A 14,463-nucleotide genomic window follows, 5' to 3' on the forward strand; every position below is an offset into this window, starting at 1 on the left:
GCGATGGATTTGCGGTCTGCGTCCGAGATCCCGATGTCGATCTTCATGCTTCGATCCTTCTTGTTGGGTCCTGCATCATACCCCGGCACTGGCGCGGCCGTCATCGGCCGCCGCCCCGCGGTTCCGGGACAACAGCTTGGGCGCAGGCGGATCGTTTCAAGTCCGATGCGACTAAACTTCGCGGACGAACCTCGCAAAGGGGCGATGCCCCCCCTTATCAGCCGGCTGTCAGCCTGCCCGCAGCCGGCCGATGAACTGCGTCACCTCGCGGTTCAGCGTCACCGCCTGACCGTCCAGCAGCTCCGCGGCGCGCAGCACCTCGCCGGCGGCGGTCCCGGTCTCCCCGGCGCTGGTGGAGACGGTGGCGATGGTTTGGGAAACCTCGGAGGTGCCGGCGGCGGCCTCCTGGACGTTGCGGGTGATCTCCTGGGTGGCGGCGGCCTGCTGTTCCATGGCGCCGGCGATGGAGCCGACGATCTCGTCGATGCCGACCACCGTCTCGCCCACCCCCTTGATGGCGGCTACGGCGGCCCCGGTCACCTCCTGCATGGTGGCGATCTGGGTGCCGATGTCCTCGGTGGCCTTGGCGGTCTGGGTGGCGAGGCTCTTGACCTCGCTGGCGACGACGGCGAAGCCCTTGCCCGCCTCTCCGGCCCGTGCCGCCTCGATGGTGGCGTTGAGCGCCAGCAGGTTGGTCTGGGCGGCGATGGAGTTGATCAGGCCGACGATCTCGCCGATGCGGTGGGCGGCGTCGGACAGGCCGACGACATGGGCGTTGGTCTCCTCCACCGCCCGCACCGCACCGCGCACCATCTCGAAGGAGCGGCGGACCTGATCGCCGATCTCGGCGATGGAGGCCGACATCTCCTCCGTCGCGGCGGCGGCGGTCTGGACGCTGGTGCCGGCCTGGGCGCTGGCGGCGGCGACGGTGGCGGCCTGCCGGTTGGCGCTGTTGGCGCGTTCCAGCATGCCGGCGGCGTTGCTGCGCACCTGATGGGCGCCGGAGCCGACCATCTGCACCACCTCCGCCACGCGGGCCTCGAACAGGTCGGCCAGATCCTGGATGGCGCGGCGCTTCTCCGCTTCGGCCTGCGCCTTCTGGCGCTGCTGGTCGGCGGTCAGCCGCTCCACCTCGCGGGCGTTGGTCTGGAACACCTCCAGCGCGCGGGCCATGGCGCCGATCTCGTTGTGCATCCAGCCGCCTTCGACCGCGGTATCGAGCTTTCCGGCCGCCAGATCGGCCGTGTTGCTCGACAGCCGCTGCAGCGGCCGGGTGATGGAGCGGGCAAGCAGCAGGCCGCCGGCCATCATCGCCAGCAGCAGTCCGCCCATCACCAGCGCGAAATCGCGGCGGGCCGAGGCGGCGGCTTCGCGGGTGGCCTGGGTGGCGGCGGCGGTGGAGCGGCCGATGGCGTCCTGCGTCTCCATCACCTTGGCGGTCAGGGCGGCGAACTGGTCGTCGGTGTGGGCCATCATCGGGATGCCGATCAGGCGGTCGATGGCCGCCATCTGGTTCATCTCGTCCACCGCCTTGGCATAGGCGGCGACCCGCGCCGACACCTCGTCCAGCATCGCCCGCTCCGCCTCGGCCAGCGGCATGGCGCGCAGTTCGGCGATGCCGGTGCGCGCCTTGCCCAGGTTGGCGGCGATGGCGTCGCGCATGGCCTGGAGCTTCGCCTCTTCGATGCCGGAGCCGGACAGGGCCAGATGCCGGGAGACGTCGCTGTGGATGACATAGGCGATGGCGACCAGCCGGTCGATCCGGCCCAGCCGCTCCGCCGCCTCGCGGTGGATGCCGTCCACCGCCGTCAGCGCCTGTTCCGACTGGCGGTCGGCCAGTACCAGGGCCGCCACCGTCAGGACGATCCCCATCAGGGGGGCCGCGAACACCCGTCCCGCCACGGACAGGCCCGACAAGCGCGCAAAGACACCGCCCTTCATTCCATCCCCCTTACGCCGCACCGCCGCACCGCCGCACACTCACCGGGTCTTGGCGGCGGCCCTTACTTGTAGACGCCGACATAGGCGACCAGTTCCTGGCCGGGCACGCGCTTCACATAGGTGATCTTCGGTTCGATCCTGTTGCTGGCGGGGTTCAGCCAGCGATACTCGACCCAGCCCTCGCCCTTGTCCTTGGCCACGGCCAGCACGTCCTGGACGATGAAGCGGCCATCCGGATCCTTGACGTTGATGACGCTCTGTCCAACGCCGGCCGGGCGCGGCGGGTAGACCTTCCAGACGCCGGTGAAGTCGATGACGTTGACGTAGACCTCGCCATGCTTGAACGGACCGTCGGCGTTGAAGGCCTTGGCCGCTTCGTCCAGGCCCTGGGTGGCGATCAGCTCCGCCGCCTTCAGGGTGATGGACTTGGCGTCTTCCTGCGTCGGCTTGGCCTCCTCGGCGGCGGCGGGGATGGACAGTGGGGCGGAAACGGCAGTCCCCATCGCAACAAGGATGACAGCCAGCAAACGGAACCACAGGCGCATGTGCACTTTCCCCAAGCAATGGGGACGGCCGGCAGACACCGGCCGCCCCTGAGAATGTTGTCCGGCCGTCATCGCCTTTACGTGCGGCCCGTTATCGTGTGAGGCTACTAACAGAAGGTTTCATGCGTTTGTCCGCTGCATTTCGTCGCGCACATACTGCATTGCATCATAGCAATATTGCGAACAGATGGCGGTACGGTGCCCTTTTTGAGCGTGTGTGGTTTCATTTGAACGTCTTAGGCGCGAGGTAGGGCGGCCGGTGGGGATGGAACGGCTGCCTGCGCACCGATGCGGCCTATCGACGCACTGGCTGCGCCGCGCGTGACGGTTTGCCGCCCTTTTTTCCATCGACAGCCGCGCCGTTCGGGTGGAGCATCGGAAGTCCGATGCGGGCGCTCCGCCCGGCCCCGGACCCGTTGCGCTGCTCCAGCGCCCGTCCGCCGCCGCCCGTCGCCCGGTCCGGACACCGGTCTTCCGGAGGTGCCAGGTCTTTAACGTGCCAGTCTGAGAGAGCCACACGCGAACGGGCCGCCCCGGCGGCCGGCGCCGGCGGCCCGATTGCCGGCCCAGGTGGTGACCGGGGGGCTCCGTCCCCGGTCACGACAGCCCGAAGCTTCGACGGGAGGTGTGAATGCCGCATACGCAAATCCGGACGGCGCGCTGCGCGGCGCTGGTCGGCCCCTATCTCGCCGGCAAGACGACACTGCTGGAAAGCCTGCTGTTCGCCGCCGGGGCCGTCACCCGCAAGGGCAGCGTGCGCGACGGCAATGCCGTGGGCGACAACTCGCCGGAGGCAAAGGCCCGGTCGATGAGCACCGAGCTGAATGTCGCCTCCTTCGATTACCTGGGGGAACGCTGGTCGATCCTGGACTGCCCCGGCTCGGTGGAACTGACGGGGGAGGCGCAGGCGGCGCTGATGGCCGCCGACATCGCCATCGTGGTGGCGGAGGCCGCGCCCGAGAAGGCGGTGCTGCTGGCGCCGCTGTTCAAGGTGCTGGACGACCACCGCATCCCGCATCTGCTGTTCATCAACAAGATCGACACGCTGGGCGACCTGCGCGTGCGCGATGTCGTCGCCGCCTATCAGGAGGTCTCGGCCCGCAAGCTGGTTCTGCGCGCGGTGCCGATGCGCGAGAATGGACAGATCACCGGTCTGGTCGATCTGGTCAGCGAGCGCGCCTGGCGCTTCAACCCGCACAAGCCGTCCGATCTGGTGGCCCTGCCCGACAGCGCCCGCGACTGGGAGGCGGAGGCGCGGCAGGCGATGCTGGAATCGGCCGCGGACTTCGACGACGGTCTGCTGGAAAAGCTGCTGGAGGACATGGCCCCCGACAGCGCCGAGCTTTACGAGACACTGGCGCACGAGTTGGCCGACGACCTGATCGTTCCGGTCTTCTTCGGCTCGGCGGAGAACGACAACGGCATCCGCCGCCTGCTGAAGGCCCTGCGGCACGAGGGGCCGGAGGTCGCCACCACCGCGGCCCGCATCGACAGTCCGGCCGATGCGGCGGTGGCGGTGCAGGTGGTGAAGACGATGATGGGCTCCCATGCCGGGAAGCTCAGCCTCGCCCGCATCTGGCGCGGCACCGTCACCGACGGGATGGCGCTGGGGGCCGAGCGGGTATCCGGCATCTTCCAGCTGTTCGGCCGCGACCAGACCAAGGTGCCGCAGGCGCTTGCCGGCGATCTGGTGGCGCTCGGCCGGCTGGAGAAGGCGGCAACCGGCGACCGGCTGACCGAGAAGGCCAATCTGGGGCCGTCCGCCGACTGGCCGGCCGCCGCCCCGCCGGTGCATGGGCTGGCGCTCCGCGCCGAGAACCGCAATGACGAGGTGAAACTGTCCGCCGCCCTGCAGAAACTGCGGGAGGAGGATCCGTCCCTGACGCTCGACCAGTCGGCCGAGACCGGCGAACTGGTGCTGTGGGGCCAAGGTGATGTCCATCCTGAAGCTGGCGATGAACCGGCTGCGCAGCCGCTTCAACGTTCGCGTGAAGGGCCAGCCGCCGCAGGTTCCCTACAAGGAGACGATCCGCAAGGGCACCGCCCCCACGCCCGTTTCAGCGCCAGACCGGCGGCCACGGCCAGTTCGCCGACATCCATGTCGAAATCCGGCCGCTACCGCGCGGATCGGGCTTCAATTCGAGGATGCGGTGGTCGGTGGCGCCGTGCCGCGCCAGTACATCCCGGCGGTGGAGGCCGGCGTGCGCGAGGCGGCGGCGCGCGGGCCGCTGGGCTTCCCGGTGGTGGATTTCGCGGTGGCACTGACCGGCGGCCAGTTCCATGCCGTCGACAGCTCCGACATGGCCTTCAAGACGGTGGCGCGGCAGGCGATGGCCGATGCGCTGCCGGCCTGCGAGCCGGTGCTGCTGGAGCCGATCCTGACCGTCACCATCGCGGTGCCCAGCGCCTTTACGCCGAAGGTGCAGCGGCTGGTCAGCGGCCGGCGCGGCCAGCTTCTCGGCTTCGACGCGCGGCCTGGCTGGCCTGGCTGGGACGAGGTGAAGGCGTGCATGCCGCAGGCCGACATGCAGGATCTGATCGTGGAGCTGAGGTCCCTTACCTTCGGCGTCGGCAGCTACAGCGCCGAATTCGACCGGCTTCAGGAGGTGGTCGGCAAGGCGGCCGACCGCGCCGTCGAAATCCGCCGCGACATGCTGGCGGCACAATAAGCGGTTGGAGGCCCCACCGCCCGGCGGGCGGGCGGTGGGGCCATCGAGCCCGGTTGTTTACCGAACGCCGGTTGATGCGAACTCCTTGACCTTGGTCTTCAACAGATCGAAGGTCCCGCTCAGGTTGTTGGCGGAAGACAGAACTTCGGCGGACATCTCGCCGCTCTTGCTTGCGGCATGGGCGACCGCATCGATGTGGGCGGCGACCATCCGGGTGCTGTCCGCGACGGACCGCACCCGCTGGGCGATGTCATGCGTGGTTGCCCCCTGCTGTTCGGTGCCGGCGGCAATGGCGGACGAAATCTCGCGAACCTGCGTGATCACCAGACCGATGTTCTTGATCGCCTCGACCGTCTGCCGCGTCTGATCCTGGACCAGCGAGATCTGGCCGGTGATGTCCTCCGTCGCCTTCGCGGTCTGGTTTGCCAGGTTCTTGACCTCGCCGGCCACGACGGCGAAGCCCTTGCCGGCCTCTCCGGCGCGGGCGGCCTCGATGGTGGCGTTCAGCGCCAGCAGGTTGGTCTGGCTGGCGATGTCCTGGATCAGCTTGACCACCGTTCCGATCTTGCTGGCGGTTTCCGCCAGTCCCTGAACCATCGCGTCGGCCCGCCCGGTCTCATCCGCCGCCTTGTTGGAGATGCTGGCCGCGTCGCTGATCCGTTGGGCGATCTCGTTGATCGAACCGGCGAGCTGCCCGGTTGCGGTGGCGACGGCCTGGGTGTCGGCGGACACCTGATTGGCGGAGACGGTCGCCTGCTCCATCTTCTCCTCGCCCTGCTGCGACAGGCCGGACAGGGTGTGGGCGACGGTCTGCATGCCTGCGGCCATCGTCGCCGAGCGGTTGGCAAGCTCCGACACCTCCTCCGCCAGCTTGTGGCTGCGCTGGCGTTCCTCCTGCAGGACGGTCAGGTCCTTCCAATAGGTGATGACATAGTCCTTGCCGCCCTGTTTGCAGGCCACCAGCGTCACCTCCACCGGAACGAGGCTGCCGTCGAGCCGGCGGTGAAACCAGTCGAAACGGACGAATCCGTCCCTGGCCGCCGTGGTGATGTATTGCACCGCCGTTTCCTGCGACGAGCGTCCGTCCGGCTGGGTCGCCGGCGACAGGGCTGACGGTTGGATGCCGACGATGTCGCTCCGCGACCGTGCCCGCAGGAAGCGCACGGCGGCCTCGTTGCAGGCGCAGAACCCCTCCATGGTCGCCACCAGGATCGGGTCGGCCGATTTTTCGAACGCCATCAGGCTCATCGCATCTTCGGGGGAGAGGGCATTCTTCTCCGTGTCGTTCCGCTGTTCCCGGCCCAGCAGCAGCCCACCGGCGAGGATCGCCAAGCCGACGGCCAACGCCACCCAGAAGGCCCAGCCGGACAGGGCGGCAGTGCCGCCTCCGGCCAGGAGGGCGACCGGTACGGCCAGACCGGAAACCACGATGCCGGCAATCCGCCGGCCGCTCAATGCTTCGACCATTGACGCTATCCCCGATGATGCTCTTTGTGTGCGACTGTTCGCGCTAAAATCTTCAGTGCCGCATTTAAAAAGATAAAAAGTTAAATAAAACATAAAGGTTCAATCCAGGCGGAGGACGGCTTGGATTTCACAACTGAAACGGTTTGTCGGCGAAGAGAACTGAGAGAAATCGATTCGCAGATCAACCAAAAGATATAAATTTAGATTAATTTCTCATAATGGACATCAGTCAAAACTCATGATTCGGGTTTTGCCAAATGCTTCTGATTGTTGGGTATGGCAAACAAAAGCCCGCCGGCGAGGAATCGCCGGCGGGCTCGGAACCATGACCGTATACAGTATTGGACGATGGTTCAGCCCAGCTTCTGCTTGGCCATCGCACCCAGGCGCAGACGGAGCGCGTTCAGCTTGATGAAGCCTTCCGCGTCCTTCTGGTTGTAGACGCTGTCCTGCTCGAAGGTCACATAGTCCATACGGTAGAGCGAGTTGGGCGACTTGCGGCCGACGACGGTGACGTTGCCCTTGAACAGCTTCAGACGGACCGTGCCGTTGACCAGCGATTGGGTCTGGTCGATCAGCGCCTGGATGGCCAGACGCTCCGGGCTCCACCAGTAGCCGCAATAGATCAGCTCGGCATAGCGCGGCATCAGCTCGTCCTTCAGGTGGCCGGCGCCACGGTCGAGCGTGATGCTCTCCATCGCGCGGTGCGCCACCAGCAGGATGCTGCCGCCCGGGGTTTCGTAGACGCCGCGCGACTTCATGCCGACATAGCGGTTCTCGACCAGATCGAGGCGGCCGATGCCGTTCTCGCCGCCCAGCCGGTTCAGCTCGGTCAGCAGGGCCGCCGGCGACAGCGCCTTGCCGTCGATGGCGACGGCGTCACCGTTCTTGAACTCGACCTCGATGTAGGTCGGGGTGTCCGGCGCCTTTTCCGGGGCGACGGAGCGGGTGTACATGTCCTCGTCCGGCTCGACCCACGGATCCTCCAGCGCCTTGCCCTCGTAGGAGATGTGCAGGAGGTTGGCGTCGGTGGAGTAGGGGGCCTCGCCGCGCTTGTCCTTCGCGATCGGAATCTGGTTCTTCTCGGCGTAGTCCAGCAGCGTGGTGCGGCTGTTCAGGGTCCATTCGCGCCACGGCGCGATGACCGTGATGTCCGGGCGCAGGGCGTAATAGCCCAGCTCGAAGCGGACCTGGTCGTTACCCTTGCCGGTGGCGCCATGGGCGACGGCATCGGCGCCGACCATGTTGGCGATCTCGATCTGGCGCTTGGCGATCAGCGGCCGGGCGATCGAGGTGCCGAGCAGGTAGGTGCCCTCATAGAGCGTGTTGGCGCGGAACATCGGGAAGACGAAGTCGCGCACGAACTCTTCGCGCAGATCGTCGATGAAGATGTTTTCCGGCTTGATGCCCAGAAGCTCGGCCTTCTTGCGGGCGGGCTCCAACTCCTCGCCCTGGCCGAGGTCGGCGGTGAAGGTCACCACCTCGCAGGAATAGGTTTCCTGCAGCCACTTCAGGATGACCGAGGTGTCGAGGCCGCCCGAATAGGCGAGCACCACTTTCTTGATCTGTTTGCCGGACGCGCCGCTCATGGGACTGCTCTTGCAGTAGAGAAAGGTAAGGCCGCGACCGTACGGCCTTTCCCGCCAGCCTTCAAGCCCTGCCGGCGCCGATCTGACCCGGAGAAGGGCAGGGACCGGCTAGTCGATCTTCTCGCCGGGGTAGGTGCCCCAGAAATCGGCGCGCTTCATCCAGCCGCGATAGCCCTTCACGTCGACCTCGCACCACTCGTCGCGGCACTTCTTCAGCGACCCGATGACCCCCGGCTCCGCCCGCGCCACCACGCCGCTGTCGCCGCGCGGTGAGTCGTAGATCGCGCGGGTCTGGCCGACGATCAGCACGCCGCGGCGGCCCGACAGCGCGCTCTGGTGTACCCAGCCCTCGGCTCCCTCCCAGTCGCGGATGCGGCGCCAGGTGTCGAATTCCTGGATGATCTCCACCGGCATGTCCTTGCGCTTGAACACCCATTCGATGGGATAGCTGCCGTTGGGGCCGGAGCGCAGATTGACCTCGCCGACACGGACGGTGACGAAGCGGGGGATCGGCAGGCCCGACGCATGGGTCGGGTCCTTGCCTTCCGCTGCCATGGCGATGCTGCCGCCATCCGCGAAAAGCCCCGCCCCGAACCCCAGGATCAGGGCCAGAGAGGCGAGGACGGAGCGGCGGACAGGCATGGCGGCACCGGAGCTGACGGGGACGGACGGGAAAACCGGGCCGCACTATAGAGACCACCCGTTCGATAGGGCAAGCGTCGCCGCCCCCGATCGAAGGCCGCTGCCGCCCTGCCGCAGGATGGCCTTTCGCGACGGACTTCTGGACAGTCCCCCGACCGCTTGGTATGGCAACCATGGACCGGAGCAGCCCAGCAAGGATCGTGCGATGCGGGCTGGCCGGGGCAAGGGAGGACCAGCACCGATGACCGACAAGAAGAAGCCGCTCGTTGTCGTCACCCGCAAGCTGCCGGACGTCATCGAGACGCGGATGATGGAGCTGTTCGACACCCGGCTCAATCCGGACGACGTGCCGCTCACCCCCGCCCAGATGCAGGACGCGATGAACATCGCCGAAGTGCTGGTGCCGACCGTCACCGACCGCATCGACCGGGCGCTGATCGAAGCCGCCGGGCCGCAGCTGCGGCTGATCGCCTCCTTCGGCACCGGCGTCGACCACATCGACCTGAAGGCGGCGCGCGAGCGCGGCATCGTCGTCACCAACACACCCGGCGTCCTCACCGAGGACACCGCCGACATGACCATGGCGCTGCTGCTGGCCACCGCGCGCCGCGTGGCGGAGGGCGAGCGGCTGGTCCGCTCCGGCCAGTGGAGCGGCTGGGGGCCGACCACCATGCTGGGCCACCGCATCAGCGGCAAGCGGTTGGGCATCCTCGGCATGGGCCGCATCGGCTCGGCGCTGGCCAAGCGGGCGCGCGCCTTCGGCATGTCGATCCACTACCACAACCGCCGCCGAGTCCATCCGGAGCTGGAGCAGGAGCTGGAGGCGACCTACTGGTCCAGTCTGGACCAGATGCTGGCGCGGATGGACATCGTGTCGATCAACTGTCCCCACACGCCGGCCACCTATCATCTGCTGTCGGAGCGCCGGCTGAAGCTGCTGCGCCCGCACTGCTACATCGTCAATACCTCGCGCGGCGAGGTGATCGACGAGGTGGCGCTGACCCGCATGCTGTCGAAGGGCGAGATCGCCGGCGCCGGCCTCGACGTGTTCGAGCACGAGCCGGCGATCAACCCGAAGTTGCTGCGGCTGGACAATGTCGTCCTGCTGCCGCACATGGGCTCCGCCACCATCGAGGGCCGCATCGACATGGGCGAGAAGGTGGTGATCAACATCAAGACCTTCACCGACGGCCACGCCCCGCCAGACCGCGTTCTGGAAGCGCTGCTGTAAGCGAAAGGTTCCCTTCCCCCTTCGGACGGGGGAAGGGGAACGGTCAGGGCGCGGAGGCTGCCAGCGGGGCGGCCTCCCGCGCCGGCACATCCTGCAACTCGGCCTCCAGCCTTGCCTTGGCGGCGGCGGCCAGCGCCTCGTCGGCCTGGATGCGGGCCATGTCCTCCGGCGCGACGGCGCCGGCGGCGATCACCAGCTCGGCGAAATCGGACAGATAGACGCTGCCCTTCACGGTGCGCTGGACCAGCACGTTGCGCTTGTCCTCCGCATCGCGCTTGCGCTTGACGAAACCCAGGACGGACAGGCGGTCGAGCGCGCGGGTCACCGCCGGCTTGGAAATGTTCAGCAGGGACGCCAGACCGCGCACGGTGTGCGGCGGGTCGGTCAGATAGACCTGGAGAAGGATCGCCAGCTGCCGCGCCGACAGGTCCGGCGCGTCCTTGCGGACGCTGGCGACCAGCGCGGTGCGCCACAACCCGAGCGCCTTGAGATTCCGTGCCATGCCTCCCCCCGGAAAGCCGCATGCGGTTCCGCAACCGCAGCACGCGCCGCGAAGTGTCGCCTACCCGAACGATGCAGGCAAGACTTTCGCGTTCCCGGGAGAAGGAACGGCACCGGTTCCTGCCTACTTTCCGTCGCGCTTCAGCACCACCGGCTTGGCGGTGCCGGTGACCAGCAGGGTGCCGCCGGCCAGCGGGACGATGGTCAGGCTGCCGCCGGCGGACACCGGAGCGAGGCTGACGGCCTGCTTGGCGGCGTTGGCGGCAAGCTTGACGTCCTTTGGGATCTCCTTGGGGTCGAAGGAGGCATCCTCGCCCTGTCCGGCGACGTCATAGCCCGTGCATTCGCTGCCGACGCAGATGCTGGTTCCATCGATGCGCGCCTTTCCGGCAGGGGCGTCGAAGGGCACGTCCACCGCCCCGCCGCCGCTCCAACTCCAGGTTCCGCGCAGCCAGTCGGGCAGGCGCGTGTCCTTCTGGAGGTCGAGGTTGTCGGTGATCAGGCCGACGCCGCCGTTCAGCCCCTGGGCGGCCACCGCTTCGGCAATCCTGCGGGCCTCGGCGGTGCCGATGCCGTAGCGGGTGGCGATCTGCGGCGTCCAGGCCGTCACCGCCCCATCCACCGCCTTGCGCAGGCGGTCGCTCCAGCCGGGTGCGATCCAGCGCGGGTTGGACCAGCCGCTGGCATCCGTGACCAGCTGGGTCAGCTGCGGCGCATCGGCGACGAACAGACGCGGATCGACCGCCGATTTCAGGCGGTCGATGCCCATCTGGCGGTAGGTGGCGGCGCGGATGGTGCCGGTGCGGTTCGAGGCCGCTTCCAGCATCGGCGCGAGCAGATCGTCGACCGCCTTCCACTCCGCGGAGGCCAGCAGCGCTTTGCCGTCGGGGCAGGCGGGATAGGCGCCGAAATTGTCGCGGTTGCTGCCATAGAGCGGCTCCATCGCCTTCCAGGCCGCCGCCCCGCGCTTTTCCATCACCGAGCAGGGCCACGCCATTTCCACATCGTCGCTGACGACGCGCAGGGCGGTGAGGAAGCCCTCGTCGGTGGCGAGATCGACCCCGGATGCGGTTTCGCGGGCAAAGGAATCCTCGATGCCGGCGATGGCGTCGCGCAGCAGCGACTCCGCCTTGGCGCGGTCGGGGGCGGGGCCGAAGCGCAACAGATAGGCGCTCCATCCCTTGCCCAGCCCGCCGCGGATCTCGGCCAGCCGCTTGGCGGCGCCGGCAGGGTCGCTGGCGATGCCGTCGACGATGGCGGTCACGGTATCGACCGCCTTGGGCATCGACTTCGACAGGGCGGTGCGACGGGCGTCCAGAACCGGGCCGAGGCAGGTGCCGGGCGAGGGCGCCGTCGCGCACTGGTTGCGCTGTGCCAACCAGGTCCGCTGCTCCGTCCGCAGCCGGTCGCGGTCGGCGGTGCCGGACAGGTCCTGCAACGCCTTGTAGGTGTCGGCGATCTCCTTGTCGGCATCGCCCAGCTTGGAGTCGGCGCAGATCGCCTTTTCGACCGGCGTGGAGGCCGCCTTGCAGTCGAAGGAGGGATCCGCCTGCGCCGCACCGGCGGCGATGACGACCCACAGGGCCAGCGCGGCCGCCGCGAGCATCGGGCCGCCGGCCGATGCGTGCCGGTTTTTCCTCTGATCCATTTCCGCTTGGTCTATCGCTGCCGGGCCCATGATGCCTTCCTGGGACTGTGATCCGCGGAAGATACGGAATCCGCCGCGGCTTGTCCTCTGCGGTCCCCGCCGATCCGGCCCTGAAATCGAGGAAAGGAGCGGCTTAAAGAAACGCCATGACGATTGCCGCGAAATGGCAGCTGGCGGCGGCCAGCACGAACAGGTGCCAGATGGCATTGTTGTAGGGCATGCGATCCATCAGGTGGAAGACGACGCCGACGGTGTAGACCAGTCCGCCGGCGACCAGCAGCCACAGGGCCGGCGCCGACACTGCCGATCCCAAGGGTTCGAGTGCCGTGACCACCGCCCAGCCCAGCCCGAGATAGAGCGCCAGCCCCAACCGGTTGAACCGTCCAGGAAAGCGCAGCTTCAGCACGGCGCCGAATGCGGCCCCGCCCCACACGGCGCCGCCCAGCCAAATTCCCTGGCCGATCCCCTGGCCGATCCCCTGGCTGAGGCCCAGCGTGAAGGGCGTGTAGGTGCCGGCGATCATCAGGTAGATCATGGCATGGTCGATCCGCCGCAGCAGAGCCTTGCCGAATCCGGGCGGGGCGAGGTTGTAGGCGGCCGAGGCCGTCAGCATCCCCACCAGCCCGAGCCCGTAGATGGCCAGCGCCAGGGCCGTATGGACCGGGACGGCGCCGGAGAATATGCCGGCATTCAGCAGCCAGACGAAGCCGGCGATGCCTGCCGTGACGCCGATGGCATGAACGGCGGCATCGGCCCGCCGTTCGCCGACGCTGTAGACAGGAAACTGGTGGGCATCCGGCATTGGGACACCACTCCGGTCGACGCAGGAAGGTGGGCCGCCGCCGCAGCGGGGCCCGCGTCGAACATGGGGTGCCTGCAGCGGCCGCGCCACCGGCCCTGTCCGATGGAGAGAGCTTGCCGAACCGCTTATGCGGGACGGGCCCGAACCGTCACTCCGCTGCGAAGGCCATGGCCGTGGTGGGACGGTGGCGCGGCATCGGCTCGGACAGGCTGGCGGCCTTGCGGAAGTAGCACAGCGCGTAGACTCGGACGCAGCCGGTGAGATTGTCGCAGTCCTGACGTTCGGCGTCGATCTTCGTCACCAGCTCGCTCATCGTCATGTTTTCGCGGGCGCAGATCTCTTCCAGCGACTCCCACTCGACCGACATCAGCTTCATGCTGGTCCGCTTGCCGTTGACCCTGATGTTGCGCATGTGCATGAGGGGACCCTCCGTTGGTGACGCATAAATGAGTATGCGAAATGCGGGTGCGCCTGCTGTGAAGTTCTTCACAAGCGAGCAGGAGGGCGGAGCGGATGCCCAGTTCATGGGCAGGCAAACAGAATGGGATTGGAGACCGGCATGACACGCAGCGACGCCTTGCGCGCGATCATTAGCGAAGCCGCATCAGCACGGTCCGCACTGTGCGAGACCGAACTGGTGATCCGTCTGGACAACATCCTTGCCATCGCGCGGGCGGCGTTGGAGGTGCGGGATGGAGACGAAATGTCGCAGTCCTCGTGGAATGAAGCCGATTGCCGGCCCGAAGGAAGAGGAGGCTCCCAGTCACACACGCGGGCTTGAGACATTTGGTCACCGACGGTTGAAATTCTGCACAAGTTTGTTAGTACACGAATTTTACAAAGAGGTACCCTTCGTGGGTATGCATGATGCCGTGTCCGATGTCGAAGATGTCCGAACGGCGAAGAATCTTCTCAAACTGAAATGGGACATTTCAGATCATGTCTCCCCAACCGATCCCGACCTGCGTCCTCCGCGGCACCTATGTCCGTTCCATGTTCGGCGATGTGCCTGTGGAAAGCCTGAAGATCGGCGACCTGATCAAGTCGTCGGTGACCGGCGAGTTCCGTCCGATCCGCTGGATCGGTCGGCGTGCGCTGACAGTTTCATCTCTCGATACCGATCAGCTGCGCAAAATCCATCTGCCGGTCCGGATCGTCCGTGACGCCATCGCCCCCGGGCTGCCGGCCCGCGACCTCTACATCTCTCCCAACCACGGGCTGCTGATCGGCGACTATGGGGTTTCCGCCCGCCTGCTGATCAATGGCTCGTCGATCCGGCAGGTCGATGGGATGGAGGAGATCGAGTATTTCCACATCGAACTCGACAGCCACGACGGCATGTATGCCGAGGGGTTGCCGGTCGAAACCTATCTCGAAGCCGACAACCGTCAGGCCTACGACAATGCCGCCGAGTACGAGGCATGATCC

13 protein-coding genes and 1 pseudogene are annotated in these 14,463 nt (G+C 67.2%); 5 read left to right on the forward strand and 9 right to left on the reverse strand.

Translation table 11 applies throughout. The features are described from left to right. Positions 1–228: 228 nt before the first annotated feature. Both I71_RS06795 and I71_RS06800 read right to left on the reverse strand, forming a co-directional pair. Positions 229–1,941, reverse strand: a complete 1,713-nt coding sequence (locus I71_RS06795; protein ID WP_042692851.1) for a methyl-accepting chemotaxis protein — start codon at positions 1,939–1,941, stop codon at positions 229–231. A gap of 62 nt (positions 1,942–2,003) precedes the next feature. After that, positions 2,004–2,486 (reverse strand): cache domain-containing protein, encoded by a 483-nt coding sequence (locus I71_RS06800; RefSeq protein ID WP_042692854.1) that lies wholly within the window; start codon positions 2,484–2,486, stop codon positions 2,004–2,006. A 631-nt stretch (positions 2,487–3,117) separates the two neighbouring features. Between I71_RS06800 and I71_RS40955 the strand changes: the two are divergent. Together I71_RS40955 and I71_RS40960 are read left to right on the forward strand one after the other, a co-directional pair. Beyond that, a pseudogene (locus I71_RS40955) lies at positions 3,118–4,371 on the forward strand (elongation factor G); the annotation flags it as partial. Between the two features lie 70 nt (positions 4,372–4,441). Further along, positions 4,442–5,155, forward strand: coding sequence for a hypothetical protein (locus I71_RS40960; protein WP_375731175.1), 714 nt, complete (start codon positions 4,442–4,444; stop codon positions 5,153–5,155). 57 nt (positions 5,156–5,212) lie between these two features. Here the strand turns inward: I71_RS40960 and I71_RS34835 are convergent, their stop codons facing one another. The 3 genes from I71_RS34835 to I71_RS06820 all read right to left on the reverse strand — a co-directional run bounded on the left by I71_RS34835 (position 5,213) and on the right by I71_RS06820 (position 8,853). Further along, positions 5,213–6,622: a methyl-accepting chemotaxis protein gene (locus I71_RS34835; protein WP_049975966.1), complete on the reverse strand. Its 1,410-nt coding sequence runs from the start codon at positions 6,620–6,622 to the stop codon at positions 5,213–5,215. Positions 6,623–6,975: 353 nt separating this feature from the next. Beyond that, complete coding sequence (locus I71_RS06815) at positions 6,976–8,211, reverse strand: argininosuccinate synthase (protein ID WP_042692857.1); 1,236 nt, start codon at positions 8,209–8,211, stop codon at positions 6,976–6,978. A 108-nt stretch (positions 8,212–8,319) separates the two neighbouring features. Next, on the reverse strand, positions 8,320–8,853 hold the full coding sequence (locus I71_RS06820; protein ID WP_042692861.1) for an SH3 domain-containing protein: 534 nt from the start codon (positions 8,851–8,853) through the stop codon (positions 8,320–8,322). A gap of 241 nt (positions 8,854–9,094) precedes the next feature. Here I71_RS06820 and I71_RS06825 point away from each other — a divergent pair, with 241 nt between their 5' ends. Then, positions 9,095–10,084: a D-glycerate dehydrogenase gene (locus I71_RS06825; RefSeq protein ID WP_042692864.1), complete on the forward strand. Its 990-nt coding sequence runs from the start codon at positions 9,095–9,097 to the stop codon at positions 10,082–10,084. A gap of 43 nt (positions 10,085–10,127) precedes the next feature. On the opposite strand, the gene I71_RS06830 is transcribed toward I71_RS06825, so the two are convergent. The 4 genes from I71_RS06830 to I71_RS06845 all read right to left on the reverse strand — a co-directional run bounded on the left by I71_RS06830 (position 10,128) and on the right by I71_RS06845 (position 13,453). Then, on the reverse strand, positions 10,128–10,586 hold the full coding sequence (locus tag I71_RS06830; RefSeq protein ID WP_042692867.1) for a MarR family transcriptional regulator: 459 nt from the start codon (positions 10,584–10,586) through the stop codon (positions 10,128–10,130). A 123-nt stretch (positions 10,587–10,709) separates the two neighbouring features. After that, positions 10,710–12,233 carry a lysozyme inhibitor LprI family protein gene (locus I71_RS06835; protein ID WP_244433684.1) on the reverse strand — a complete coding sequence of 508 codons (1,524 nt, stop codon included), beginning with the start codon at positions 12,231–12,233 and terminating at the stop codon, positions 10,710–10,712. 133 nt (positions 12,234–12,366) lie between these two features. Further along, positions 12,367–13,035 (reverse strand): hemolysin III family protein, encoded by a 669-nt coding sequence (locus I71_RS06840; RefSeq protein ID WP_042692873.1) that lies wholly within the window; start codon positions 13,033–13,035, stop codon positions 12,367–12,369. A 148-nt stretch (positions 13,036–13,183) separates the two neighbouring features. Then, positions 13,184–13,453, reverse strand: a complete 270-nt coding sequence (locus I71_RS06845; RefSeq protein ID WP_042692876.1) for a ribbon-helix-helix domain-containing protein — start codon at positions 13,451–13,453, stop codon at positions 13,184–13,186. Between the two features lie 141 nt (positions 13,454–13,594). Here I71_RS06845 and I71_RS37190 point away from each other — a divergent pair, with 141 nt between their 5' ends. Further along, the gene (locus I71_RS37190; protein ID WP_148294172.1) at positions 13,595–13,816 is read left to right on the forward strand and encodes a hypothetical protein; all 222 of its coding nucleotides are present in this window, start codon (positions 13,595–13,597) and stop codon (positions 13,814–13,816) included. 158 nt (positions 13,817–13,974) lie between these two features. Beyond that, entirely contained in the window at positions 13,975–14,460 is a 486-nt protein-coding gene (locus tag I71_RS06850) for a Hint domain-containing protein (protein WP_049975967.1), read from the forward strand. The last annotated feature ends 3 nt before the right edge of the window (positions 14,461–14,463 follow it).

The organism is Azospirillum sp. B506, from assembly GCF_000333595.1.
Lineage (GTDB): Bacteria > Pseudomonadota > Alphaproteobacteria > Azospirillales > Azospirillaceae > Azospirillum.